General features: G+C 44.4%; 25 protein-coding genes. 12 read left to right on the plus strand and 13 right to left on the minus strand.

What is annotated here, in order from left to right; all coding sequences use genetic code 11:
• Nucleotides 1–39 precede the first annotated feature (39 nt).
• The 4 genes from ACFQ0C_RS17380 to ACFQ0C_RS17395 all read right to left on the minus strand — a co-directional run bounded on the left by ACFQ0C_RS17380 (nucleotide 40) and on the right by ACFQ0C_RS17395 (nucleotide 4,378).
• Nucleotides 40–858, minus strand: coding sequence for a carbohydrate ABC transporter permease (locus ACFQ0C_RS17380; protein WP_379368325.1), 819 nt, complete (start codon nucleotides 856–858; stop codon nucleotides 40–42).
• A 43-nt stretch (nucleotides 859–901) separates the two neighbouring features.
• Nucleotides 902–1,765 (minus strand): carbohydrate ABC transporter permease, encoded by an 864-nt coding sequence (locus ACFQ0C_RS17385; protein ID WP_379368326.1) that lies wholly within the window; start codon nucleotides 1,763–1,765, stop codon nucleotides 902–904.
• A gap of 104 nt (nucleotides 1,766–1,869) precedes the next feature.
• The gene (locus ACFQ0C_RS17390; RefSeq protein WP_379368327.1) at nucleotides 1,870–3,219 is read right to left on the minus strand and encodes an ABC transporter substrate-binding protein; all 1,350 of its coding nucleotides are present in this window, start codon (nucleotides 3,217–3,219) and stop codon (nucleotides 1,870–1,872) included.
• 211 nt (nucleotides 3,220–3,430) lie between these two features.
• Nucleotides 3,431–4,378 (minus strand): N-acetylneuraminate lyase, encoded by a 948-nt coding sequence (locus tag ACFQ0C_RS17395; RefSeq protein WP_379368328.1) that lies wholly within the window; start codon nucleotides 4,376–4,378, stop codon nucleotides 3,431–3,433.
• A gap of 173 nt (nucleotides 4,379–4,551) precedes the next feature.
• Between ACFQ0C_RS17395 and ACFQ0C_RS17400 the strand changes: the two genes are divergently transcribed.
• The 3 genes from ACFQ0C_RS17400 to ACFQ0C_RS17410 all read left to right on the plus strand — a co-directional run bounded on the left by ACFQ0C_RS17400 (nucleotide 4,552) and on the right by ACFQ0C_RS17410 (nucleotide 7,634).
• Nucleotides 4,552–5,418, plus strand: a complete 867-nt coding sequence (locus tag ACFQ0C_RS17400; protein ID WP_379368329.1) for a helix-turn-helix domain-containing protein — start codon at nucleotides 4,552–4,554, stop codon at nucleotides 5,416–5,418.
• Nucleotides 5,419–5,629: 211 nt separating this feature from the next.
• Nucleotides 5,630–7,066: a MocR-like pyridoxine biosynthesis transcription factor PdxR gene (gene pdxR, locus ACFQ0C_RS17405; protein ID WP_379368330.1), complete on the plus strand. Its 1,437-nt coding sequence runs from the start codon at nucleotides 5,630–5,632 to the stop codon at nucleotides 7,064–7,066.
• A gap of 130 nt (nucleotides 7,067–7,196) precedes the next feature.
• On the plus strand, nucleotides 7,197–7,634 hold the full coding sequence (locus ACFQ0C_RS17410) for a GlcG/HbpS family heme-binding protein (RefSeq protein ID WP_379368331.1): 438 nt from the start codon (nucleotides 7,197–7,199) through the stop codon (nucleotides 7,632–7,634).
• A gap of 479 nt (nucleotides 7,635–8,113) precedes the next feature.
• Here the strand turns inward: ACFQ0C_RS17410 and ACFQ0C_RS17415 are convergent, their stop codons facing one another.
• From ACFQ0C_RS17415 to ACFQ0C_RS17435, 5 genes are all read right to left on the minus strand, one after another.
• Entirely contained in the window at nucleotides 8,114–8,806 is a 693-nt protein-coding gene (locus tag ACFQ0C_RS17415; RefSeq protein ID WP_379368587.1) for a response regulator transcription factor, read from the minus strand.
• A 16-nt stretch (nucleotides 8,807–8,822) separates the two neighbouring features.
• A complete protein-coding gene (locus ACFQ0C_RS17420) occupies nucleotides 8,823–10,256 on the minus strand; it encodes a sensor histidine kinase (RefSeq protein WP_379368332.1) in 1,434 nt (477 codons plus the stop codon).
• A gap of 12 nt (nucleotides 10,257–10,268) precedes the next feature.
• The gene (locus tag ACFQ0C_RS17425) at nucleotides 10,269–11,021 is read right to left on the minus strand and encodes an ABC transporter permease (RefSeq protein WP_258217476.1); all 753 of its coding nucleotides are present in this window, start codon (nucleotides 11,019–11,021) and stop codon (nucleotides 10,269–10,271) included.
• Nucleotides 11,008–11,736 (minus strand): ABC transporter ATP-binding protein, encoded by a 729-nt coding sequence (locus tag ACFQ0C_RS17430; RefSeq protein WP_379368333.1) that lies wholly within the window; start codon nucleotides 11,734–11,736, stop codon nucleotides 11,008–11,010. Before ACFQ0C_RS17430 ends, ACFQ0C_RS17425 begins: the two co-directional genes overlap by 14 nt.
• A 449-nt stretch (nucleotides 11,737–12,185) precedes the next feature.
• Complete coding sequence (locus ACFQ0C_RS17435) at nucleotides 12,186–13,454, minus strand: hypothetical protein (RefSeq protein WP_379368334.1); 1,269 nt, start codon at nucleotides 13,452–13,454, stop codon at nucleotides 12,186–12,188.
• A gap of 550 nt (nucleotides 13,455–14,004) precedes the next feature.
• On the opposite strand from ACFQ0C_RS17435, the gene ACFQ0C_RS17440 reads away from it, so the two are divergent.
• From ACFQ0C_RS17440 to ACFQ0C_RS17460, 5 genes are all read left to right on the plus strand, one after another.
• Nucleotides 14,005–14,148: a hypothetical protein gene (locus tag ACFQ0C_RS17440; RefSeq protein WP_379368335.1), complete on the plus strand. Its 144-nt coding sequence runs from the start codon at nucleotides 14,005–14,007 to the stop codon at nucleotides 14,146–14,148.
• Nucleotides 14,149–14,165: 17 nt separating this feature from the next.
• The gene (locus tag ACFQ0C_RS17445; protein WP_379368336.1) at nucleotides 14,166–14,606 is read left to right on the plus strand and encodes an SRPBCC family protein; all 441 of its coding nucleotides are present in this window, start codon (nucleotides 14,166–14,168) and stop codon (nucleotides 14,604–14,606) included.
• On the plus strand, nucleotides 14,603–16,192 hold the full coding sequence (locus ACFQ0C_RS17450) for an MFS transporter (RefSeq protein WP_379368337.1): 1,590 nt from the start codon (nucleotides 14,603–14,605) through the stop codon (nucleotides 16,190–16,192). The genes ACFQ0C_RS17445 and ACFQ0C_RS17450 overlap by 4 nt, the downstream gene beginning before the upstream one ends.
• Nucleotides 16,193–17,555: 1,363 nt before the next feature.
• The gene (locus tag ACFQ0C_RS17455) at nucleotides 17,556–17,894 is read left to right on the plus strand and encodes a DUF4234 domain-containing protein (RefSeq protein ID WP_379368338.1); all 339 of its coding nucleotides are present in this window, start codon (nucleotides 17,556–17,558) and stop codon (nucleotides 17,892–17,894) included.
• On the plus strand, nucleotides 17,875–18,285 hold the full coding sequence (locus ACFQ0C_RS17460) for a DUF2752 domain-containing protein (RefSeq protein ID WP_379368588.1): 411 nt from the start codon (nucleotides 17,875–17,877) through the stop codon (nucleotides 18,283–18,285). The genes ACFQ0C_RS17455 and ACFQ0C_RS17460 overlap by 20 nt, the downstream gene beginning before the upstream one ends.
• 275 nt (nucleotides 18,286–18,560) lie before the next feature.
• Here ACFQ0C_RS17460 and ACFQ0C_RS17465 read toward each other — a convergent pair whose 3' ends face one another.
• Complete coding sequence (locus ACFQ0C_RS17465) at nucleotides 18,561–18,923, minus strand: winged helix-turn-helix transcriptional regulator (RefSeq protein ID WP_379368339.1); 363 nt, start codon at nucleotides 18,921–18,923, stop codon at nucleotides 18,561–18,563.
• A 134-nt stretch (nucleotides 18,924–19,057) separates the two neighbouring features.
• Between ACFQ0C_RS17465 and ACFQ0C_RS17470 the strand changes: the two genes are divergently transcribed.
• From ACFQ0C_RS17470 to ACFQ0C_RS17485, 4 genes are all read left to right on the plus strand, one after another.
• On the plus strand, nucleotides 19,058–19,948 hold the full coding sequence (locus ACFQ0C_RS17470; RefSeq protein WP_379368340.1) for an alpha/beta fold hydrolase: 891 nt from the start codon (nucleotides 19,058–19,060) through the stop codon (nucleotides 19,946–19,948).
• Between the two features lie 79 nt (nucleotides 19,949–20,027).
• Nucleotides 20,028–20,537: a dihydrofolate reductase family protein gene (locus tag ACFQ0C_RS17475; protein ID WP_379368341.1), complete on the plus strand. Its 510-nt coding sequence runs from the start codon at nucleotides 20,028–20,030 to the stop codon at nucleotides 20,535–20,537.
• A gap of 391 nt (nucleotides 20,538–20,928) precedes the next feature.
• A complete protein-coding gene (locus ACFQ0C_RS17480) occupies nucleotides 20,929–22,269 on the plus strand; it encodes an arsenic transporter (protein WP_379368342.1) in 1,341 nt (446 codons plus the stop codon).
• 36 nt (nucleotides 22,270–22,305) lie between these two features.
• Complete coding sequence (locus ACFQ0C_RS17485) at nucleotides 22,306–22,974, plus strand: DUF2642 domain-containing protein (RefSeq protein ID WP_379368343.1); 669 nt, start codon at nucleotides 22,306–22,308, stop codon at nucleotides 22,972–22,974.
• Between the two features lie 274 nt (nucleotides 22,975–23,248).
• On the opposite strand, the gene ACFQ0C_RS17490 is transcribed toward ACFQ0C_RS17485, so the two are convergent.
• The 3 genes from ACFQ0C_RS17490 to ACFQ0C_RS17500 all read right to left on the minus strand — a co-directional run bounded on the left by ACFQ0C_RS17490 (nucleotide 23,249) and on the right by ACFQ0C_RS17500 (nucleotide 26,457).
• Complete coding sequence (locus ACFQ0C_RS17490; RefSeq protein WP_379368344.1) at nucleotides 23,249–24,046, minus strand: SDR family NAD(P)-dependent oxidoreductase; 798 nt, start codon at nucleotides 24,044–24,046, stop codon at nucleotides 23,249–23,251.
• Between the two features lie 11 nt (nucleotides 24,047–24,057).
• Nucleotides 24,058–25,515, minus strand: a complete 1,458-nt coding sequence (locus ACFQ0C_RS17495; RefSeq protein WP_379368345.1) for an ABC transporter substrate-binding protein — start codon at nucleotides 25,513–25,515, stop codon at nucleotides 24,058–24,060.
• 120 nt (nucleotides 25,516–25,635) lie between these two features.
• The gene (locus ACFQ0C_RS17500; protein WP_379368346.1) at nucleotides 25,636–26,457 is read right to left on the minus strand and encodes a carbohydrate ABC transporter permease; all 822 of its coding nucleotides are present in this window, start codon (nucleotides 26,455–26,457) and stop codon (nucleotides 25,636–25,638) included.
• Nucleotides 26,458–26,466: the final 9 nt, after the last annotated feature.

The following is a 26,466-nucleotide window of genomic DNA, read 5'->3' on the forward strand; positions in this document are numbered from 1 at the left end:
AAATGCAAGAAAACCCGTGCAATACGGGGTTCCCTGTGCCTATCCCTTTACCGATCCTAATGTAATTCCTTTAATAAAGCTTCGCTGCAGCAGCAGGAAAAAGACGATCATAGGCACAGCCGCCAGGGAGGCTCCAGCCATCGCATAACCATAGTTGACGTTATTTTCAGAATAGGTGATGGTCGAGATACCTAATGGAAGCGTCAGCTTCTCCTTTGATTGCAATATAATAAGCTGCCATAAATAGTCGTTCCAGGTATGCATAAAAGCAAAAATGGACAACGCACCAAGCGCAGGCAACAATAGCGGCAAAATGATCCTAACAAACAATCGAATTTCCCCCGCTCCATCGATCCTCGCTGATTCCACTATTTCATCGGGTATCGATTTGGCGAACTGCCGTACAATGAACACCCCGAACGGGAAAGCGATTGCCGGGAGGATGACACCCAGATAGCTGTCAATTAATCCTAGCTCTCTGCAAAGTATGTATAAGGGAACGAGAGTAACTTGAGTCGGCATCATCATAGTAGCTATAACAACAAAGAACAGCATGGTATTGCCAGGAAACTTTTTCTTCGCATATGCATATCCCGCCATCGCCGAAAAAATAACGATGAAAATTACAGTGACCAAGCTTGTAAACACACTGTTAAACATCCAGAGCGGCGCTGGAGTTGTGGAAAAAATATGCTCATAATTGAAAAGCCTGAACTTGGATGGAAACCATTCCGGAGGAATGGCCCAGATGGATACTTGCGATTTGAATGAGCCTGTGAGCATCCAATACAACGGAAATATAAAAGCGATGGCTACTAGTAAAAGAAACACGTACCTAAAGACAACATGTGATTTCATCCGTTTCCATTCTCCTCTAACGAATCGAATCTGAGCTGTTCGTTTAATCTGTTTTGGATTTCATGAACCGGAACTGTAGCAGCGAGATGATTAAAATAATAACGAACAGGATAACACTTTGAGCTGAAGCTTTACCAAATTCGAGAGAAACGAACGCAGTTTGGTAAATGGTATACACAAGTGATTCGGTTCCATGAAAAGGACCGCCTCCGGTTAATAAATGGATGACCACAAAAATTTGAAACACGCTAATGGTCGAGGTGATCACGATTAATATCGTTGTGTGGGAGATTAAGGGTAGAGTAATGCTGAAAAATGTTCGAATCGGACTTGCTCCATCGATCTCAGCAGCTTCGTATAATTCTTTGGACACACCGTCCATCCCGGACAAATACAAGATAATCGGTTGACCGACCATCCAGGTAACGACAACGCCGGATAATGCCATGATCGCGCTCAGTTGACCAGAGAATACATCAACGCTCCCAAAGCCGAGCAGCTCAGAGAAGTACTTGATGATTCCGAAGCTCGGATTATACATCCAGCCCCAAACCAAGGAAAGGACGACTGGCGTACTGACGACCGGCAAATAAAATACGAGCCGAAAAAAGCTTTTGGATATTTTATGGAATCCCTGCATGAATGCTGCGATAACCAGCGACATAATGACAACACAAGGGACAATGATTAAAACAAAATAAAACGTGTTGACGAATGATTTGCGAAACAGATCTTCCCCGAACAAGCTTCGGTAATTATCGAATCCTACAAAAGCGGATGTATAAATATCAGCTTTAAATAGACTCAAATAAAATGTATACAGCAGCGGAAACACGAGAAACACGGTTAAAAACAACAAATTGGGTCCGATAAAAAAATAACTCCACATCGATTGGCGAAGCTTCATCTGCATGCACCTCAGCAATTTCTCATCATCTCGTTAGCAATCCATACACCTTCGTCCCAGTGCTGTGAGACAGTCCAGGACGAAGTTAATCTCACTGATTTATCTCACTTCTTGGCAGCCAGCTCGTTCGCATTTTTTACGAAATCGTCAAGCGCTTGCTTCGGACTTTTTGCTTTCAGGAACGCCGCTTGCATTTCTGGATAAAACGCTTTTCTTAAGGAAGAGAAGTAAGCTTTATTTTTTCCCAAGTCGACGATTTCCAGCTTGTTTAACAGCTCGAACACCTCGGAGGCGTCTTTATTATTAATCTCATACGTCCCCGATTTACGTGCTGATATCCCATAAGTCGCCTTGTTGATCGCTTTAATATTGTCAGGCTGCGTCAAAAATTTCACGAACTCAACTGCCGCTTTTTTCTTCTCCGTATCGGTCTGTTTGAAAATCGCATATCCATTCTCGCCAGTTACTGTGATTTGCGGCTTCACCCCTTCTTTCATGACAGGAATGATTCCATACGCCTCAACAGAAGGCTCCACCGCACCGTTCTTCTTCCCTGCCTCCAAATCCCCATAAACCGGCGAGGTGTGATTCAAGATGGCCAGCTTGCCCTGCTTGAACAGCTCGAAGTTCGCTGTAACGTCCATCGTCACTGTTCCTGGAGCGACCAATCCTTCCTCCTGAAGGCTAAGCATAAAGTTGAGCGCTTCAACACCTTCAGGACCGTTCACTGTGTATTGAGTAAAATCTTGATTGGCCCATTTAGCCCCGGCAGCAAGCAGGTTGTTAACCATCAGCTGATCCGCTTGCTCGTTTTTGGCAAAATAAGCGATACCATATGTATTTTTATCTGCGACTTTCTTCAAGGCATCTTTCATTTCATTCCAGGTCCAGGAGCGATTCTTCGGCATCGCAACCCCTTTTTTCTCGAATATGGTTTTGTTCAGGAAAACTACCTGAGGCACGCTGCCTAACGGAAGCGCATACAGCTTTCCATTGATCGTTCCCATGTTGAGAAATGCTTCCTTCCAATCCGCTTTATCGTCCTTTACCACATCATCAAGTTCCTCCAGGACGCTATTGCGGGCATGCTTGCTAATTCGAATCGGGATGTTATCGTATAAAATGTCCGGAGGATTATTGCCTGCGACTGCTACGTTCACTTTCTGCTCGATATCCGAGAAAGGCACGGATTCTACTTTAACGGTTACATTCGGATGAAGCTTTTGAAATTCTGCTGCCTTCTGCTTCTCCCAATCCCCGTAATTTTTGCTGTCATAGCCCTCGATATCCTTAAATCCCGTACCCGCCCACATCGTTAATGTAATCGGCTTGGCGCTGCCAGCCCCAGCAGCTTGACTGCTGTCTTGCGGCTTCTGCCCCGAATTGGACGCACAGCCTGCTGCTACTCCTGTAATTAATAAAGCTGCTACTCCTGTTTTTAATAACTTCTTCATAGTCCCACCCCTTTGTCATGGCTCAACAATCACGCTTAGTTGATTTGTTATCCTGATTATACTGAAAGCAGCGGGCCATTTTAACATGCATAAATTAGTATTTAACAATACAAAATTAACTTCCTTACTAACAGGTTCACTAGCCTTACAAAAAAACAGAGAACCCAGTCTACCATAAACCGGGTTGCTCTGCTTCGTTAGAACAAATTCATTAGCCTTGGCTGTTGGCCGTATAACTGAATCGACCCAGCACTTCACTCTGTGCAAAGTAAGCTTCAATTCTCTCGCATTCTTCCTCAGTGAATTGCTTCAACGGCTGCCGAACTGTAGGTGTTGACAAAACGCCCTGAAGATAGAGAATATGTTTCTCATAAGCAATAACATCAAATTGAATCATATGCGCAATCACCTTATTGGCCTCTGCTTGCAGCATCTGCAAAGATTCCTTGGATGGCTGTTCCTCTGAATGGATAAGCTCGTACATCGCGGTGAACAAACCAGGCATCATATTAAACGTACTGCCAATGGCGCCATCTGCCCCTACGAATGCCCCAGCCGTATATACTTCATCATGTCCGTTATAGATAAGGAAATCTTCCCTGCATCTCATGCGAATTTGCTGCATTTCAAATAGATTAAGCGAAGTGAATTTGACCCCGATACACTGTGGATTGCGGCTCATCTGCTCATAAAACTCCAGAGACAGGCTCACTCCTGTCGCGCCAGGATAATGATAGACGATCATGGGAAGTGAAACCGCTGCCATAATGGCTTCATAATGCTCACGAATTTCTTTCATCGTTACCTTATAATAAAATGGCACAACCGCTGAAATCGCGTCAACTCCCTGAAGCTCAGCATGCTTAGCCAGCTTAATGGACTCCCTCGTACTGATATTGCCTACATGTGCGATGATGATAACTCGCCCGGCTGCTGCCTTGACGACTGCTTCCAAAACCTGCTGGCGCTCCTCATTTGTCAATATAAACCCTTCACCTGTACTTCCGCCTACATAAAATCCATGAATACCTTGTTCAATCTGGTGATCAACCAGTCGTGCCAAAGAAGTATAGTCAATATCACCATTCTCGTGCATTGGGGTCAGCAGAGCTGTAAAGATGCCGCCAAACGTTTTGCGGTTATCCATCCTCTTGTTCATAAAGTTCGATCTCTCCCTTGCGCTATAAGCGTATAATATAGTTCGTAATGATTGTATTGTAGCTCGCGAAATGGATACTCACTTATCATTTTTTTATAATACCTATCATTTCTTTACAGAAAATAACCCCGTATAATAAAGAAACAAATAATTAGAATACGAAGGTGAGCGTCATGTACCCTCAATATCTTTTTGAGTACCCGAATATCGACACCGACTTTCCTTTTCATATGAAGAAAAAGAGATACACCTCCGTCCCCTCCCATCGCCACGATTTTATCGAGCTATCTTTTGTGTTGAAAGGGAAAGGAACCGAATGGATTAACGGTACCGCTCATGACATGCTCCCTGGAACCATCGTTCTCCTGCTGCCTTATCAAATTCACAAGTATCATGCAGCTGAGGACGAGCCGCTACTTATGTATATTTGCAATTTCGATATGAAGCTTGTCACAGCAGGACCGGAATCGGCCTGGGGCTTACACGAGCTATTGCTGGGCCGGGATGAGACTCAGCCGGCTTATATTCAACTGCAAGGAAAAGCTTATGAGGATGGAGTGCAGCTGTGGGATAGACTCTATCAGGAGTACGAATCCTCGCTCGCCTGGAGACCTATCATGCTAAGAGCGCTGCTGCTGGAAGCATTGTCGCAGTTTATCCGCAACATGGCGAAGCAGGATAAGACACCGGCCAGGACGCAGCATCCTGCTTCCACGAAAGGTATATGGCCTGTCGTACAGTATGTATACGATCACTACCTGGAGCCTCTATCCTTAAACACTTTATCCGAGCAGTTTCATATTCACCCCGCACAGCTGAGCACTCAATTCGGTGAGGCATTCGGTATTTATTTTGTTGATTTCCTTCATGAGCTTCGAATTCGGCATGCTTGCAGCCTGCTGATTTCTTCCGATCTGCCTATCTCTCAAGTCGCTTTTGAGTCAGGATTTTCCTCTTATCCCACGTTTTCACGTACATTTCATCGAATTAAAGGGATAACACCGAGCCAGTACAGACAAAAGAAAGGGCTTCTGAGATAAATCAATTAACCATTAAAGAAGCCAACCACACAGACACAATCCAGGACCATCCGATCTTGGATGTTTGAGCTCTACAAGCTATGACGATACTTTTGATACAAGTTCGTCATTATTTGGGTGAAAAGAAATGAACCTGACTGCAGATCAAATGTTATGATGAAACCCACAGTAGTTATTTATTATAGAACCTAAGTCGGTAGAGGTGAAAATCATGTGGAAACCTGATCGTCTAAGCGATCAACCTCTGTATCAACAAATTGCAGATGATATCGAACGAAGAATTTCATACGGTGAATTTCCACCGGGCAGCTTGCTTCCATCCGAACGAAAGCTGGCCGAACAATTGGAAGTGAACCGCAGCACGATCATTCTTGCCTTTGGAGAGCTGCGTGCGCTTGGAATCATAGAAAGTCGATCAGGCAGCGGAACGCGGGTAAGCAAATTTAAATGGGGCGCTACGCCGAAGCATACTCCGAACTGGCATCGTTATGCAGAAGGCGGGAGCTTCCTGCCTAACTTGCCCTTTTTGCGACGTATCCGCGAAGCCCTTCAACAAGATAAATCATTGATTGATTTTGCCAGCGGCGAACTCGCGCCGGACCTAGCTCCAATCGAAGAGATCAATATTCTCATGAGCGAAAATAATTACACTTCTTATTTGGGCTACGACAATCCGCAAGGGTATTTAATGCTAAGACAGCAGCTAGTATCGTATCTAAGTCAATATCGGGATATTCAAACGACCGAATCGTCGATTCTCATCACCTCCGGTTCCCAGCAATCTTTATATTTAATTACACAATGTTTACTCTCTCCTGGTGATGCAGTTGCTATTGAGGATCCATCTTATTGTTATTCTTTGCCCATGTTTCAATCGGCCGGGCTTCGGTTGTTCCGTCTTCCTGTCGATCATAAGGGAGTTCGTCCCGAGGAAATTCGTTCGCTGTATAAAAAGCACCGTATCAAGATGGTGTTTCTAAATCCGAATTTCCAGAATCCGACAGGCGCTTTGCTTGATGCTAAACGTCGTATCGAACTGCTTGATGTTGCAAGCGAATTGGGGCTTCCCATTGTAGAGGACGATCCTTTTAGCCTCACTGCCTATGATGGTTCAGCTCCGCAGCCACTTAAAGCTATTGATCCGATCGGCTCGGTGCTTTACATTGGCTCTTTCTCCAAAATCGCAGCGTCCGGGTTACGGGTTGGATGGATGGTCGCTCCCCATTCCGTAGTCGATCGACTGGCTGATGCCAGACAGCAGATGGATTTCGGGCTAAGCGTCGTTCCGCAAAAAGTCGCAGCGCAGTTTATAAGCTCCCCATATTTCCAGCCTCATTTGGACCGACTGCGTATGCATCTGCTCTATAAACGCGATTTGCTAATCGAGGCTCTTCAAAGCGAACTGGCTGAACTGGTCAGATTCACGGTTCCACAAGGAGGCTTGCATCTGTGGTGCAAAATAATTCCTGATGTAAATGACAACAAGCTGCTGGAAGAAGCAATCCGAAGGGGAGTTATCTTCGTACCTGGAAGTGTTTATGGTTCGGATTCCGGTTATGTACGATTTACGTTTGCTAGAGCCAAAGCAGATGAGATCGGTCCAGGCATAGCGAAGTTCGCGGCGGCACTTAAAGCTATTCTTAGTTAACAACTTCATACAGGTGCATAAGAAGTGTGGATTAGACTGAACAAGCTTCTTATGTACTGAACCCTCCATTCACTAATCTGGGTAGATGACCATACAATATAAAAAACTCAGATTAAGGAGTGGATACGTTTTGCATAAAATTACATCGGAAGTTGCCAAGGCGTTACTCGTTGCTGCCGAACGGAAGTCAAGAGAACTGGGTCTTTCCGAAAATATCGCTATTGTCGATGACGGGGGTAACCTTGTCGCTTTTCTCCGCATGGATAATGCCCGTATAGCTGGGATCGACATTGCTCAGAACAAAGCATGGACAAGTGTCGCCATGAAAATGCCTACAGCAAATTTGGCTCAAGCAGCTCTCCCAGGTGGACCATCGTTCGGAATAAATATGACAAATAATGGAAAAATCGTTATTTTAGGAGGAGGAATCCCGCTCGTCAGAGAGGGCATGATCGTTGGAGGTATAGGTGTCAGCGGAGGTACAAGCGCTCAAGACATCGATGTGGCCAATGCCGCCATTCGGGTATTCGAGAGCATAGGCGGTTCACATAGTGGAGTTAACCGATAGGGCAGTAATGGTTCTGCATGGACGGGTAAACACATTTTATTCGTCCCTCGTGTTTTTTTATCCGCCGCTCGTACATGAACGTGATTTTTTAATTGATAATACACATTATTGCCAATCAAATCTTGAACGTTCCATTCTAATGTCTGTAATGAGTTTCCATCTGTAACAATTAGAACACAAAATCAGTGCTTGATCCCTCTCCGAACATCAATTTTCAAAAATTCCTGTAAACATGCAGTTATTTTCAAACAAAATTGCTGTTGAGAGAACATACCTGCAAAAATACATCAATTTTCATGAAAAACTCTTCGTTCCAGCTAAGAATGAAAAAATAACTGCACATTCGCATGAATTCAAGAAGACAGCCGATATGCAAGTCAAAAGGATGTATAAAAGCAGGTTTTTAGGAAGAGGCAATGGCTTCGAATCGAATAACTATTAATTTCAGTTAGATCCTTCCCCTTCCAGCCTGGTTGCATTCAAACCATAAACCTGTACCCTGATCCCCAAACTGTACCGATATACTGAGGCTTGGACGGGTTTTCCTCGATCTTTTCCCTGATTCTGGCGATATGTACGGTTACTGTAGAAGCGTCGCTCAGCGCATCCATTCCCCAGATCCGCTCAAATAGCTCTTCCTTGCCGATTACCCGGTTAGCATGCTGCAAAAGAAAGACAAGCAGGTCGAATTCTTTTTGCGCCAGCATAACTTCATTTCCATTCACAAAAGCTCTTCTGGAATCCTTATGAATCTCAAGACCCCTAACCTGGATCTTGCTGCCCTCTCCTTGTCCGAACCGTTCTTTCATGCGCTGAAATTTCTTCAGATGTGCATTGACCCGGGCTACCAGCTCCCCTGAGCTGAATGGCTTTGTGATGTAATCATCCGCACCGAGCCCCAAGCCATTAATTTTATATATTTCCTCTGCCCTGGCGGATACCAGAAGAACAGGGATGTCGTCCTTCTCGCGGATCACTTTCAGTACTTCAAATCCGTCCATATCCGGCAGCATAATGTCCAAGATAACAAGCTCAATCTCTTCTTGCTCAAGAGTTTTCAAGCCTTCTGATCCGCTATTCACAATTTTAACCGAATAGTTGCTCAGCTCCAGGTAATCCTTCTGCAGATTTGCAATACTTTGGTCGTCCTCAACAATAAGTATCCTTTTCATCATAACCTCCAAACGGCTAAAGCTTTTTCAGAGATATCATTATCCGGGTCCCTTCCCCTACAACGCTTCTAGCCCATATTTTCCCCTCATGCCCTTCCACAATTTGCTTGGCAATAGCGAGCCCAAGTCCGCTGCCATCTGCATTTTTTCTTGAAGGGTCCACCCGATAGAAACGTTCAAAAATATGGGGGAGGTTCGCCTCGGGAATTCCTTTTCCATTGTCTTTGATTTCTATAATGGCAGATGTCCGGGTCTCTCTGAGTATAATAGCAACCCTTCCATCAGGCTTGTCTATATACATAACCGCATTGTCCAAAATATTTTGAATGACTCTCCTTAACCTTTCACGATCGATTAACACAAGAACAGGCTCATTTAATTCGTTTATAAATTCTAAGGATAGCTTGGCCTTTTCATATTCATATTTATGATCCCCAACACAGTCCTGTAAATAATTGACCAGATCGCTTTTCTCAAAGTGATAAGGGAGCTGGTTCAAATCCAGTTTGGAATATAAAAGAAGATCATCAATCATGGCATTTACCAGAATTCCCTTAGAGCGAGCGGTTTCCAAATATTCTTCCATTTTCTCAGGAGTCTTCGCAACCCCGTCGATAATACCTTGGATATAACCAATAATGGAAGTCACAGGCGTCTTTAGATCATGCGAAATGCTGGATACCAAAAACTTCCTGTTTTCATCATATTTTTGCTGCAGATAAATAGATTCCTTCAGTTTGATCCTCATGAGCTCCAGCGTTCTGCCCAGCTCCCGGACCTCCCCTTCACCCTCCTCTGCAATTTCGCAGCTTAGATCACCTTCACTGATTTTAACCGCCGCGTCCTTTAACCTGGAAACCGGAGAAATGATACCCTTCGAGAAGGTATAAGAAACCCAAAAGTTCATCAGTAAAAAAAACAGGATAAACACGCTGACCGTAAAAATGCCAAGCAGCGTATAAAAGCTCGTTTTCAGCTTTATTGGCGCAAGCAGCAGCAAAACTCCAAGATCGCCAGATGGAAGCTTGTAGTCAACACGGGCAAAGAAAAAGGTTTTTCCATCAAGCTCCAGCGTATCCTGATTAGGCATATCACCGGATAATACCAGGCTTTTTTCTATATCAATCAGATCAAACTTTCTAGTAGAAAATAAAACCTCTCTATTGAATAACAGGATGGCATTCGCACCCAAAGCCTTAACGCGATCAGACAGCTCTTGCTGATTTTTTTTATCCAAAAGCTGCGCGAACTCCAAGGTCTGTGCATTCCTCTTGATCTCACTGATCCCCGTTCTAAGCTCGAAGACATTTTTCAATTCGTTGATATCCGCCTTATGACCAAAAATTTTCGTATAAGCGGCAACAAAAATAATGACAGCCAAAACTGTCAAACCAATGGAAAACAGCACAGCCAGTGCATTCATCGTGAAAAAGCGTTTGGTTAAATGCATGTAGGTTCCTTTCTAGATATCCTTGCTGTCAAAAAGGTAGTAACCAGCGGTAAATAACATTATACCACAGCCCGACATGATTAAGACCTGACGGAATATTTTAAACACATTAATCGATTCCGAGATCCACAGCGTATACCAGTCAAACATCGACGTAATAAAAAAGCTGGAATAAGAAGAAAACACAATGCCCAGAAAGTTGAAGCTGATAAATACAATAATCGAGAGAAAAAATACGGCCAGTCCTCCCTGAAATATATTGGACAGCAGCACAACTAAAAGCGCAAAAACAAATACAGGAAAAAACGTAGAGGTATAGGATAAAAACACCCTTATGATCCCCATCCAGCTAGCGGACGCAGGATTAAACAGGAACCCGGCCAGCAAGGAAAGAACCATGACGAACATCAGGTTTGCCAATATAAACAATGCTATATTCAAAACCTTGGCGCTGAAAACACCTAATCGGGATACGGGTCTTAAGAGCGTTATTTTCATCGTATTCGACGAAAATTCACCGTTAAACATGTCAATGGCAACAAAGGTTGCAAACAGCGGTAAAATCGTATAAGTAAAAATCGAGAGAACCACTATTGGAAACTCCGTACTGCCTACCACTCTTAATCCAAGGCCATGCTTAATCGCTGTAACGGCAATTTGTCCGATTAATACCGCAAGGATGGACAAAATAGCGGCCACTATAATTTTTTTCTTTTTCAACAGCTTCACGGCTTCATTTATAAATGCAGCATTAAACCCTACCATTCCTGTCCACCTCACTAACAAAATAATTTTCAAGCGAAGAATAATTGGATAGAATGCTTTGAGTATAATCTACATTGACAAGCTTTCCTCCGTACACGACACCAATTCTTGTGCAGGTAAGCTCTACATCATGAATCAGATGGCTGGAAATCAAAAAGGTTGTGCCTTCTTCCTCGGCAAGCTGTTTAATCAGCTTTCGCATATCCAGCATTCCTTCTACATCCAGTCCGTTCAAAGGCTCGTCCAAAATCAGAACCTTCGGATTGGATAGAATCGCAGCCGCTACACCCAGCCTTTGCTTCATCCCAAGCGAAAACTTTTTAGATTTTTCATTTTTATATTTTAGCATACCGGTAATTTCAAGACATTCGTCGATTCTTTGCTGGTCAACCTGCGGATAAAATCGGGCAAATAGCTTCAGGTTTTCATTGGCCGTCAAATAAGGATACGACTCCGCCGTCTCGATAATACAGCCGACATGCTTCATCGCATTGACATAGTTGTCTAAAATGCTGGCGCCAAAAATCTTCACATCGCCACTATCCGGTTTCATGAGTCCCGCCATCATTTTCATGGCTGTCGTCTTCCCTGCGCCATTGGGCCCCAAAAGGCCGAATATATCGCCTTGGTCAACCTCTAAATTCAAATCATTGATTCCCCGGCCATTTTTATACACTTTGGTTAAGCCGTTTATTTCAATCGCTTTATTTGCCAATGACAACATCTCCCTAAAATAACCCCACCGAGTGGGGCCGAAACTTTGATGCGGGTTACCCTTTTGAAATAGCCCTTCTTGGGTATTCTCAGCCAACAGCAGAGATGAGATCACTTTCCCACGCGTGCTAATGGCAGAATTCGGGGTTCGTTTACAGCATGACATGGCAGCCCAGCGAACCCCGCGCATTTATCAGGAAAATGTGATGTTATTTTCTCCCAAAATAGCACTCCAAGCCCTATAACTGGAATTACTCCTGCTAATTCTATGGATTTTGGCTGATTTCAGCCCTATCACCTCTATTAGCAGGAGTTTTTCCAGTTAGATTGCTTTCAAACGATATTCAGGCTGGATTAACGGGAGGATTTCCATCTATCTCTTTCTTCCGGCAGCCGTAAGAGTATCCTAATATCAGGAAGCCGCACTGGCGGCTTCCTTCGACCTGCTTATTACTCAAATATACGGTTAAACTCTCCATCGTAATAAGGTCCGGAGTTGCTTCTGTAAGAGTCCTTACCCATGATCTCCAGATGAAGGTCAAGATAAATTTTTGCGGAGCCGCTAGGATTAATTCGTCCGTTTTCCTGCTCTCCTTTGGCATTCGAATAAGTGAAGGTTGACATCGGTTTCGTATCGTTAGGATTGTATTCGAAATTAAAATTATACTTGTCTGGATAATCGGACTCGAAACCAGGATTAACCGTTTCGCTATACTTGCCTGTTACTTTATCGTTTGCAACATTTGTAATTTCCAGTGTTCTCTCGCCTATTTTCACGAATTTCCCGTTTTTCTCAATGATAATGTTATTTCTATATTTCCCTACATATTTGCTGCTTAAGCCTCCGGATTGACTTACCTTCTCGACGTTAGTGCCTGTCAGGTCTGGAATGGTAATTTTCGTAGCTCCGATGTCGGAAAGCTTGAAAACTGCATTCAGAGTCAAATCGTGTTGAACTCCGTTTTTGTCTTTCCCGGACAAAGTCACATCACCCGTGACATTTTCCACAATGCCGGCTTTGTTTTCAACGGCCGTCCCCAAAACCTTTTTAACGAAAATATCGCTCTCGATTTCCGGCAGACTCGCATCCTTTTCCATGCGGCCATGATCGCTAATCATCCGTTTAAAGCCGAAGGAGGATACAGCATTAACTACGGCAGGCACCTGTGCCTCGGACAAGCTTCCCGAGTATACTTTTGCGCCATCCGCTCTTTCCTCTATCTGCACATAATCCTTCAGATTGCCGACCAAAGCATCAAACAGCTTTTCAATCTCTGGCGCTCCCTTGTCATTAAACGGACTTGTGAATCGGTTTCGCTCTGCTCTATTCGCATCATTGGAAAATTCCGTTACGTAATATTTATTATCCGTTCCATTTTTCCAAACCGAAAGCTTTTTGTCCGTATACGAGTAGTTGGATGTCGTTTTTCCATCTGGCCCCTGATTCACCGTCGAATTTTCAGATGCCTGCTTTTCCGTATCGATTTTGTTGATAGTGGTCGCTTGGAGTACGGTTTTACCGTTATCCTTAAATGTAAACAGCGCTTCGACTGTGTAGTTGTTCAATCCTTTCTCCATCTTTGCGGCGGTATTTTTTGCAGAGCCCTTCAGCCGGTCGTAACCTGAGCCAAGCAGCGTATCGGCAAAAGCGGTGGATACAAATAAACATGCGCCTATTGTGAATGAAAGTACGGTTATTGATTTTTTAGTAAGTTTCATTTCCTATCTCCTTTATTTCTTTTTGGGGGACGTCTCCTTACCTTTTATTATAAACGAAGCTTATTGAATCCTTCTAAATGAACTATTAACAAAATATTAACTCTAGTAACGGACAACGAAACCTACAACCCGCCTGGTTATTGCTACAGTAAGAGCTCTTCATAATACCAGAAAATACTAAACGTATAGCGTTACTAAGCCTGATAATCGCTGTAGACCAGTCGCTAAAGTGCCGATAGTCGATTCGCCCCAGCTCCCTGAAGGACTATACCTCTTATTCATGCCAATATTCAAAAAATTTCATTTTACCCTTGAAACTTACGTAACGTAATGAATTATGATGTGAATACCGGTAAAAACCTCGCGCGCAAAAAAAGGGGATGATCATGAAACTAGAGTGGAAGGTTGGGGAATGTGCAAAATTAGCAGGATTAACGGTTCTTACATTGCGACAGTACGACCAGATCGGCTAAAAGAAAATATAAGCGTCCTACAGAAGCTTTTACAGGAATTAGAGCGTTTAACAAGCCTTATGTAGAGTAAAGAACCTTTGACAATTCTAGATTATACCAAAATATTGAACGCCATAAGGATGAATCATGAGAAATATTTCGCCGAGCGGAAAGCGATCCGGGATTTACACCTCGACCGGCTTGGCGATTATCTTGAAGAGCATCCGGATGAGCCGACCTAAGGAGGACTAGATAAACTATGAACGAACGATCCGTAAAACACTCTACCTTTGTTATCGAGCGTAATTATAACGCATCACCCGAACGAGTATTTACCGCTTGGTCAGACGCGTCGACCAAAGCCCAATGGTTCCCTAAAGCCAACGAGTTCGATTTCCAAATCGGTGGACGGGAGATTAGCCGCGGAGGCCCGCCGGGAGGGTCGATCTACACTTTCGACGCCTGCTACCAAGAGATCGTGCAGAACAATCGCATCGTTTATACCTACATCATGGACCTGGGAGAAACACGGATATCAGTCTCCGTGACGACTGTGGAAATCAGGCCGGCGGACAGCGGTACACAGCTTATTTACACTGAACAAGGCACCTTCCTTGATGGTCATGATGCGCCGGAACAGCGCGAGCACGGGACGAAATATATGTTGGACAAGCTGGACGATTTTTTGAAGACCGAATGACGAACGCAATGAACGGGACTGAGATGCAAGCCGGCATGCGTGAATGGGTAGGGCTCGCGATTCTTGCCCTGCCCGCCCTTCTTGTCTCAATCGATCTCTCCGTAATGATTCTCGCACTGCCGCACATTGGCGCCGACCTCGGGGCCGACAGCGCCCAGCAGTTGTGGATCATCGACATCTACGGCTTCATGCTCGCCGGGTTCTTGATCACCATGGGGACGCTGGGAGATCGGATCGGCCGCCGCAAGCTGCTGTTGATCGGCGGGTCCTTATTCGTAATAGCCTCGATAATGGCAGCATTCTCCCGAAGCGCTGAAATGCTCATTGCGGCCCGCGCACTACTCGGCATTGCCGGGGCGACTGTATCGCCTTCTACTCTAGCCTTAATAAGCAACATGTTTCGTTCCCATAAGCAGCGCTCCCTCGCCATCGGCATATGGTTAACGTGCTCCATGGGCGGCATGGCCCTTGGGCCGGTGGTTGGAGGTATCATGTTGGGTCACTTCTGGTGGGGTTCGGTGTTCCTTCTGGGCGTGCCAGTCATGTTGCTTTTACTTATAACCGGACCCCTGTTGCTGCCCGAATACCGGCATCCCGAATCCGGCCGGCTTGATTTGGCCAGTGTCGCGTTGTCGCTGGGCGCCATCCTGCCGGTCATATACGGCCTCAAGGAAATCGCCAAGTACGGTCTGCAGATGATGCCTGCGCTGTTAATACTTGCGGGGATCGTCCTAGGCACGGTGTTCGTATCGCGGCAGCGCAGGCTGACGAGTCCCCTGCTGGACCTGCGCCTGTTCGCGAGTCCCGGATTCAGTGCTGCACTGGGGGGCATGTTCGGTATTACACTGACAGGTGCGACCATGCTCTTCATCGCGCAGTACCTTCAATTCGTGCAAGGACTGTCGCCGCTTCAGGCAGGGTTGTATATGCTCCCCGGAGTAATTGCCTCGATGGCCGGTATGCTTCTCTCGCCGCTTATCGCACGCCGGATCCGACCGGCCCTTCTTATCGGAACCGGTCTATTGGTATCGACCGCGGGCTGTTTTCTGCTGACCCAGGTGGGGGTTGAGACAGGTCTCACATTTCTGGTGCTCGGGTACATCTGCTTCAGTATAGGTGCAGCTCCGCTCCCGAGCTTGTCCAGCGACCTTGTCATCGGCTCAGCCCCGCCGGAGAAGGCGGGATCGGCGGCCTCCATGCTGCAAACCAGCGGCGAATTCGCCTTCGCGCTGGGCATCGCAGTCTTCGGCAGCATCGGCACCGTCGTTTACCGCAATCAGGTGGCGAACTCTATTCCCGCCGACTTGCCGGCATCCGCAGTACAAGCTTCCCGCGACAGCTTAGCCGGTGCCACGGCTATAGCGAAAGGCCTCTCCGAACAAGTCGGCAAGGCACTGCTCACCGACGCACGTGAAGCCTTCACCGGCGGGATGCACGCCGTAGCGGCAGCCAGCGGCGCTATCATGTTCGCTATCATCGTCCTTGTCGTTATGTGGCTTCGGCACATACGACCAATCGGAGAGACTACATCTAACCAAACCGACAGTATTCCAGAAGCAGTACTCAGTGCTGCTAAAGAATCGTGATAGTTGCACTGCTTAGTAATGCTGAAGTAAGAAATCAACCGGTACAAGTACATTTCTTTGGTTCGGGGAGGGATTCGAACCGCCGGAAGGGGCTAAGCCGCTCACATATGCGGCAGGACGGGGCTTATTAGCCCCCTCTTCAACTTCATCCAAATCGATGCGATGTGATTTGGTTTTTGTGATCAAATGAACAACGGGTATTGTCCTTGTCCATAACCAATCCATTCATTAAATGATTAGACTGTAAACATACCAACGCTGGTACTGCCACTTTATAAAAACCTCTCTGGTGGGGAGGTTTTTATAAAAATTATATCCATACGTTTGCACCTGGTGACAGTTACGCTGGTATGACCCTCCATAAGTGAATACTTGTTGCCTCACCATCTACTCGTATAAAGAAAAGGCTGTATCGGATCCTCAAACCAGTTCTTACACTTATTGGTTTTTAAATATACTCCGTTCTCATTAACATTTGTCCCTTAAATTCAGATAAATCATACGCTGCAAGTTCAAATAACTTGCCGAGAGCGGCCAGCCCACCTTGCGTAACTTTGTCTATTAATACAACCACACTGAATCACCTCTAAAGTTAATGAAATATGGCTCAACCTCAAAATTAGTGCTTGACCCTCCTTCGATCACCACCATTTCTCACAAAATCCTGCAAACATGCAGTTATTTTCTACCGAAATTGCTGTAGAGAGAACAAACCTGCAAAAGTACATCCATTTTCATGGAAAACGCTCCGGTTCAGCTAAAAATGAAAAAAAAGATGCACATTTACATGAATTCAAAAAAATTCGGATATACCGGCCCAAAGGCTGTACAAATGCAGGTTTTTGGGAGCAGGCACTAGCTTCGAGTCGAATAAATTCGAATAAAGCCGTGCTCGCTGTCATTACCGTTCTTATGTTTTTGTCTAGGGCTGCCTCCCTTATTTTATAAATCAACGTTTTTTCTTAGCCTATCATTCTTCAATAATCCGGGCTCCCTTGTTGTCATTACAAAGATAGTGACAGTCATACATCAGCGTCAAGCCGTGTTATTACAAGTAGTGTAGAGCTCCCTTTCATCAAAACGGACATGAGTCCTCGCCCAGCTTCCGAGGCTCTTCTTTCCTCCGCGATCGAATCTCTTCAACGAATCGTTCTTCCCTATGCTTGTCACTCAATCTAGAAAATTACCATTTTATCTTGTATTTATATGTATAATTTCATATAATCAAATAGTTGTTTTTTGTCATTTTTTGCCGAAATTTACCTGATCGAGTAGGTTCACTGGGCATATGACACGTTAAAAGTGAATTCGATTTCGCGGCAAGAATTATTGCCTGAAATAAATATGACCTGGATGGTGTGTAATGGTTTATCAGAGAAGTGTTGGGTTGGCAATTGTTCTTTCATTAATTACATTCGGTATCTACGGTATTTACTGGTTTATTGTTATGACCAATGATGTCGGTAAACTGAGTGGTGACTCCACGTTTACAGGGGTTAAGCATTTTCTGCTGACATTGGTCACTTGCGGTATTTGGGGCTATGTCTGGTCCTATCAGGTGGGTAAGCAAGTCGGTGAAGCACAGCGACAACGCGGCCAAATGGTATCTGATAATTCGGTTCTTTACCTTGTACTTACATTCTTCGGCTTGGGAATCGTAACGTATGCTTTGGTTCAATCTGATGTCAATAAACTGGCATAAGTTTGGGCTTAATCCAAAGAGGAACCCTAAACTTGTCTGGGGTTCCTCCCTTGGTATTGGAGGGTTGTTGTACCTAAAAATATGGATACCGGTGACAGGAATCGAGATTCCTTGTGTATTTCACGAGTTGACTGGGTTTTATTGTCCGGGATGTGGAATGACGAGGGCTGTTCTTTCTTTGCTGACATTGGATTTTTATCAGGCTTTTAGATATAACCCTTTGTTGTTTTTAATTCTTCCTATGTATATAACTTACACAATAGCAAATAAGAAACAAATGCCGCGAATAAGTAATGTGATTATGTCTGTAATGTTGATAGTGACCCTTGCATCAGGACTATTGAGGAATATTCCGGCTTTCGTTTGGCTGGCTCCAACAGCAATTCGTTAAAAAACGTAATGACCGAATTTGCCGCTATGGCATATTCGGTCATTGTTTTGTTTATTCAATAGGTTAATATCCATCCAAGCGTTTTAATCCTTCCATTATTCAGGTAACTTCACACCTAAAGCGGCAAGCATACCACCGTCAATTTATTTTCAGCTCCAGTAATAAAACTTGCTCGTTCACTGCACAAAAACGCGATCAGCTCTCCTACTTCTTCTATGGTGCCGCTTTAAGCTTTCCGAAACCTCCAGCATACTTAACAGCTCATATCAACACAATCACATCACAACCTCAGAGTCTTGACCCCTATCGTCCATCTCTTTCCGGGGGCATTCGCCATTCTCCTGAACCCACATCCACATGGCAGCAAAAATAGGCTGCAGACGCTGCCCGCGTTCGGTAAGCTCGTATTCGACATGCAAAGGCACCCCAGGGTATAGAGTACGTGTCACGATTTCTTGTTCCTCCAACATGCGCAGCCGGTCTGTCAAAGTTTTCGGGCTGATCGGCTGCAGCGAACGCCGCAATTCCCCGAAACGCTTGGTGCCGTTAAACAATTCACGCAATAGAAGCAGATTCCACTTGCCGTCTAAAATCGTCAAGATCGGTTCAATAGCCCCAGGACATCCTGGACTGATCATCGATGACCCCTCCATAGTTCATTTTTTGAAACTACTGCACTTTAATGTAACTACTTTTCAAATGTATCACAGTTCGCTACTATTGTGAATAAGGAAGGAAAATAATTGAAGCAAAGAAAGGAGGGGAGACAGAAATGAAAAGACAATTTGAAGTAGATTCGATGGAATATCCATTCAAGGACCACTGGATGCCCTATCGTGACGGACACATTCATTACATTGACGAAGGACAAGGACCGACGATTCTGCTCCTTCATGGGAATCCCACATGGTCATACCTCTATCGAAATGTCATTAAGGAGCTTCAAAACGAATATCGTCTTATCGCATTGGATTATCCTGGAATGGGCATGTCAAAGGAGCCATCGCAGTATGGATTTACACCACAAGAACATTCAGATGCAGTCATGGAATTTATCCGTCGCATGGATCTCAAAAATTTTGTTCTAGTCGTCCAGGATTGGGGAGGACCAATCGGATTAAATTACGCGGTTCGGCACCGGGAAAACCTGCGCGGCATCGTCGTGATGAATACCTGGGCCTGGCCAGCGACTCTTCCAGCAATGAAGATTTTTTCTATGGTCATGGGGGGATGGCCCCTTGGATACTGGCTTCAGACACGACGGAACTTCTTCGCCAAAAACATTGTCCCCCACGGGATTTTCCAAACGGAGAAAATCACGGAAAAGTTGAGAAAAGCCTATACAGACCCTTTCCCAACTCCAATATCAAGGAAACCGACTTGGATTTTCCCAAGGCAGATTCGGAAGGCACGAAAGTGGCTTGCGGAAATTGAATCGAAACTACCCGTGTTATCTGATTTACCCGCGCACATTCTGTGGGGCACGAAAGATAGCGCCGGCTTTCCGCCTTCAGAGATGGAAAAATGGCAGCGATACCTTAAAAAGAACGAAACTGAAGCTCTTGATGATGCTTCACACTACGTGCAAGAGGATCGGCCTGATCGAGTTGCAGCCTCTATCCGAAAAGTCATTGAAAGAACATCGCAGCAATTGATAAGATGAGCGGAATACACAGCTTTCTCTGTAAGGTACCTACCCTTGTAAGCTATTTTAACCACATATAAATTTGGGAGGGATATATATGAAAACAATTCTTTGGGCAACATTGACTGCTAATGGTAACTATGCACAATCCAGTGCCGAAAATCCGCCAAAAAAAGAAGCATTAGATAATTTTATGGAGCATGCAAAAACAGTCGGTAACTTCATCGTCGGGCGTCGAACGTTCGAGGGCATGCGGGGAAGCGGCGGTGGAGGTACTTTTGCCGATATTGACATCGTCGTGGTTTCTAAGAGTGTCAAAAATATCCCCGGCATAAAGATTGTAGAATCACCACAAGAAGCTCTGAATTACCTGCACGAAAAAGGACATCAAACAGCCCTTATTGCGGGCGGTGCTGATCTGCACAATGCATTTATAGGTCAAGGAGTTGTCGACGAGTTGATATTCAATGTTGCACCTGTGCTCGAGGGTAAAGGGCTCAACCTGTTGCTAAATACAAAACACTACCAATACAAGGATGTGGAGTTATTGGATTTCAAGTCCCTTGGCAGTGGAGTCGTTCAGTTGCACTACACGATAAGCCATTAATAAGTCATCCCGCAACAACCCGCCAATTAACGCAATTGGTGGGTTTATACTAGTAATTAAGGAACAACTGCAGTGCGGATGTGTATGTGACGATAGTATTTGAGGCGAGTTCTCCAGAATTAGGAGACTCGCCTTTTTTCTTTGAATGGTAGACCAGAAGAAAGGATAGGTCTTTATACCAGGCTATTAGTGGAAAATTATAGAATTGGATAATCGGCTAGTCCCCCCTATGTTAGTTGAACATATTATGCAAATGACACTATAAGACATCTATAAGGGGAGGAAAAACAACCATGGAACCTTAACTCCTAAGCAGTTCGTGCAGTTCACTAGAGAGCTGGTAGAGATGATATCAAAGATCTTACTTTATCGAAAAGAGGTTGAAACTATAATGCTGCAAGATTACATGATTCCTATCACCATCCTGTCGTTCCTATGTACCATTACTTTTATTTTCTTGCATCCGAATGTCAATGAATCTATTCCAGCAACCGTTGGTGCCATACTAGTCCTCCTCAGCGGGAGTGTTACCTTATCTGATTTGGGTAATATAACTGAAACCATAGGCGGAGCAGCCGTAACCATTATGGCAACGATTGTTATGGCCATCGTTTTGGAAAGCTTTGGATTCTTTGCCTGGTCTGCTGAGAAGCTTCTGGAACGGGCAAGAGGATCAGGGATACGCCTTTTCTGGTACACAAACTTGTTTTGTTTTCTGATGACCCTTTTCGTTAACAACGACGGCAGTATATTAATTACAACACCAATCTTACTCATGCTGCTTCATAAATTAGGCCTTAAAAACCATCAAAAAATTCCTTATCTGCTTTCCGGAGCTTTAATTGCAACAGCTTCTAGCGCACCTATCGGCGTAAGTAATATTGTAAATTTGATTGCATTAAAAATTGTTCATATGGACCTCTATATGCACACGGCGATGATGTTTGTTCCTGCTTCACTGGGTCTTGTACTCCTTACATTCCTATTATTTATTAGTTTTTATCGTGTATTGCCTCGCAAACTACCAACAATTCATGTCGAATTCTTAAATCAAACACATCCGCTGAAAGAAGTTTCGTCTCCGATTTCAAAAGAGAATCAAACTAAATTCATGCGGAATATTTTAATTTTTGTATTCAGCGTTCGTATAAGTCTATTTGTTGCCTCTTTCATTCATTTTCCTGTTCCATTGATGGCCGTTATCGGTTCTGCATTCCTGCTTGGATGGCGTTGGTATCATTTGAAAATTACACCTGCCGACATGATCAGAAAAACGCCTTGGTATATACTCATCTTTGCCTTCAGTATGTATGTGATTATTTATGGTTTGCATAATATAGGATTAACCCAGATGCTTGTTCACCTTATGAAGCCGCTCATTTCCGGCAGTTTACTTCATGCAAGTGTAATGATGGGAATTCTGCTTTCCATCTTATCCAATTTGTTTAACAATCATCCTGCATTGATGGTAGGAACGTTAACCTTGACGAGCATGGATCTTGATCCTCTTACCTTAAAAATTTCTTATCTGGCAAGTGTAATCGGCAGTGACATCGGCTCTCTTCTTTTACCAATTGGAACACTTGCGACCTTAATGTGGATGCATATTATCAAAAAAGGAAAAGTAAATCTAAGCTGGGCCCAATACTTGAAGGTTACGGCTACGGTCATCCCAATCACAGTTATTTTCACGTTAGTCATTTTAGCATTTTGGGTATCCTGGATATTTTAATTCGACAGATAAGATCATTTATTGGAGGTTATTTGTATGCGTGTGATTCAACAATTTGTGGGTCAACAAGTGATTGTGGATATTTCAGGAAATAATATTTGTAAAGGTACATTAATCGATTTAGGGTTGGATATTATGGTCATAGTCCATGAGCAACAGTTCTATTATATCCCCCTAGTCAACGTTCAGAATGTAAAATTGAATTCGGAATCCAGTACGGAACCTGATAATAAATCGGAGGATACGCCAATCGATTATCAAGCGGATAGCCTCTCCTACAGGAAAATATTAAATGCTGCAAAAGGACATTTTTTAGAAATTTATGTAACTGGAAACAAAACGATCCATGGTTATTTAACGAGTATTATGAATGATTATTTCGTCTTCTATTCACCTGTCTATAAAGCCATGTTTATATCTATGAACCACTTAAAATGGTTAATTCCTTATCGCTCTAATCACACACCCTATTCGCTTGATAACCAGTCGCTTCCATTGAGTCCCGTCAATATTACTTTATCTAGAACCTTTGAAGAACAGTGTAAAAAGCTCGAGGGAAAACTGGTTGTTTTTGATCTTGGAGATAACACAAAAAAAATAGGCTTGCTCCAGAAAGCGGATAGTGATTTCATAGAGCTTATAAATGCCAATGGTGATAAAATAGTTTGGAATCTGCAGCATTTAAAAACAGTATATACAACATGATTGTTGTAGTATCTTTCTTCGCAATAAAAAAACGACCTTCTATGGGAAGGTCGATCGAAAAAAGGTTGATCAATGCATTAAGCACACCTCATAATATGAGAATATGGTCTTAAAAGTTTGGGTTTTTAACTAGACGTAAAAAGGTGGCTATGTCTCCTTTTACGTCTAGTTAGATATTGTTATTACTACATATCACTCTCCACTAGAATGCTACCCGTTATCTGAGTCAAGCTGCCGTTCCATGCGGCAGGCTGTTTACCCTCATCTACTTCCATTATTCAGGTAACTTCACACCTAAAGCGGCAAGCATACCACCGTCAATTTTATATTCAGCCCCAGTAATAAAGCTTGCTCGTTCACTGCACAAAAACGCGATCAGCTCTCCTACTTCTTCTATGGTGCCGATACGTCCAACTGGATGCATGTTCCCCCAAGCAGCAAGAATGGACTCACTGCTCTGCTCCCCCTTATACATATCCGCAGACATGCGCAGCATAGGCGTGTCGATGGAGGCAGGACAGACCGCGTTCACACGGATTTGCTCATGAGCATGATCATGAGCCATTGCGCGAGTCATAGCATTAATGCCTCCCTTGCTTGCTGAGTAAGCGACGACCGATTTCTGCGAGGCCAAAGCTTGGACGGAGGAAATATTCACGATGGCGCCCTTACCCGCTTTGCGCATTTCAGGAATAGCATATTTACATGCAAGAAACATGCCTTTCAGATTGATATCTATCACTTCATCCCATACCTCCTCAGAGGTCTGCACAGTATCACCATACCGCTGGATACCTGCACTGTTAACGAGAATATCCAACCGCCCGCAAGTTTCAACGGCAAATTGAATCACGGACTCAACTTCCGCTGAATATCGTATATCGGCTTTTTTGAAAAAAGCATCAATCCCCATATTCCGCATTTCATCCACAGCTTTGACCCCATCAGATTCATTGACACCGGAGATAACGACCTTCGCGCCGCCTTGTGCCAATCTCCTTGCAGCACCTAAGCCTATTCCAGAGGTACCTCCTATTACGACAGCTGCTTTACCGGCAAAATCATTGTACATGGTTCCACCCCTTATTTGATTCCGTAATTATTTTCGGCATTCCAATTGTTTTCATCCTTCTTTTGCTTTACGAAGTCCAACATAATCTTCTTCAGATCGCTTAAATACTTGTCAGCCTGCAGAGAGCCTTCCAAATAAAGCTGGCCCATCTTTTGATTGTTTTCCGTCACATTTTTGTCGACCTCTCCACCGTAAATATTCAGCTTCATCGGATCGCCTACAAAGGCGAAGCCCTTCAATTTCTCGGGAAGGTCTGCGTTCGCTATCGCAGGAGTTCTATAAAGCTTCTCGGCATGCATACCTTGAACTTTGGACGAGGTTATAAATGCCATAAAATCAACGGCAGCATCAAGCTTCTCCGGCTTGATTGTTTTGGGGATCGCCATATTGCCCGCGGGAACTCCACCAATTTCCATCAGCTTTCCTACAGCATCAGGGTGGTTTTCTTTTGTCAAATAGGGCAGAGGGAACGCCGCTATTTCGAACTTCCGTGCGCTGGATTCATAAATGACCTTGCTCTGCCCTGAAGTTCTCATAATCATCGCCACTTCACCGCGCAGGAACATATCGGATGATGTATTAAAGTCAATTCCGTTATAGCCTTTGGGCCAATACTGGCTCCAGTTTTTGATGATCGGGAATACGTCCTTGTAAGGGGACTGGGTAATATCTACAATGCCTTGATCCACGGCGCGCGTATATTCATTCAACTCGATAAAGCCGCTTTTGTTCACATCCATCTTTTCATACTGCCCGGCGATCAGTTCTTCCGTCAAAATACGAGTTGTCCAGCTGTAGTTATAATCCCCCGGTTTCGTATTTGGAAAACCAAAAGGCGTCACACCTGACTTTTTAAGCTTCTCCTGTGCATCCAGAAACTCGTTCCACGTTTTGGGGACGTTCGTGACACCGGCTTTAGCAAACAGGTCCTTATTGTAAAGAACACGAACCGAGTCGATGTTCGTAGGCACGCTGGCATACGTTTTATTTTCGCCTTGAAGCCGCTGCAGTACGGATTTCGGGAAAACTTCCTCCCATGTTTTATCACCAAGATTAGCATTCTTTTTGCTGTAATACGGGGTCAGGTCTACGAGCAGCCCTTTTTTCAGATCCTCCTGATCCCATATATAGCGGGTTGTGAAGATGTCCGGTGCATTGCCCCCGATCAACTGGGTAGTAACCCAAGTCCTATGCTGCTCCACGCCTCCAAAACTTTGCAGTTGCAGGTTGATCTTCACATTAGGGTTTTTCTCCGCATACATTTTGACAGTGTCTTCCCAAATAGTTTGCTCCGCTTGATCTCCGGTTGCTTCCGTCATGACCATAACATTCAGCTCCGTCTTAGCGCTGGAGCCCGGTTGATTGCCGGAACCTGTTTCACCCGAAGGCGTACTGCTGCAGCCCGCGACAGTAACCGCCAAAACCGCTCCTATCGTTAGACGAGATAGCGAACTCTTTGCTCTTTTCATTTTTATCTACACCCTCTCTATTCATCATCCAAAGCAAAAATACTTCGAACCTTACAACTGAGTTTGTGAAAAGCGCCTTTCCTTGTCTTATCAAATCTGCTGAACGGATGAAGCAAGGAATCAGCCCTTTACCGCACCTGCGGTGATTCCGCTGATAAAGGACTTTGTGGCAAACATAAACAGGATCAGCAGCGGCAAAGAGGCGATGACGTAACCGGCAAACTGCAAGCCTTGTGCTTGCTCCAGCGGTCCCTTGATATTGCTTAACGCGAGTATGATTGGGCGGACTTTATCCCCGGAGGTGACAACCAACGGCCAAATGTAATTGTTCCAGCCGGTCAATGCATTAATAATGGCCACAGTTGCAATAACGGGCTGCGACAACGGCAGTACAATTTGCCCGAAAATCCTCAGCTCCCCTGCTCCTTCTACCTCCGCCGCTTCAAAGAGACTTGAGGACAGTCCCTCGAAGAAAGTGCGCATCAGCATTGTCGCCAAAGCAGAAGCACCTGCCATCGGACCGAAAATTTGCGCCCAATGCGTGTTGAGCAATCCCAATTGCTTGAACAAAATAAACTGTGGAATCAGCAGCAGAAATCCGGGCACCATCATCAGAATGATAACAAGGGAATATAAAATTCCTTTACCAAAAAAGCTGAAGCGTGCGAACGAGTAACCGGCAAAGGTAGAATTAATTAACACGCATGCAATAATTCCCGCCGTTATCAAAATGGAGTTTAAGATAAAAGGCCAGATTTGTTTGAAAGCGCCTGCATAATTCTCCAAATGAATCGGAAAAACCGGTGTCCAGAAATGGAGAAGAATCTGATCCTGAAACTTCAAGGAGCTGATCAGCAGCATATAAAAAGGAAACAACGTCAGCAGCACCAGCAGCAGTAAAAAAAATTGATTGACAGCAGACCCATAAGTAAATTTACTCATCCTTCTCCT

Source organism: Paenibacillus sp. GCM10027630, assembly GCF_042676305.1.
Lineage (GTDB): Bacteria > Bacillota > Bacilli > Paenibacillales > NBRC-103111 > Paenibacillus_S.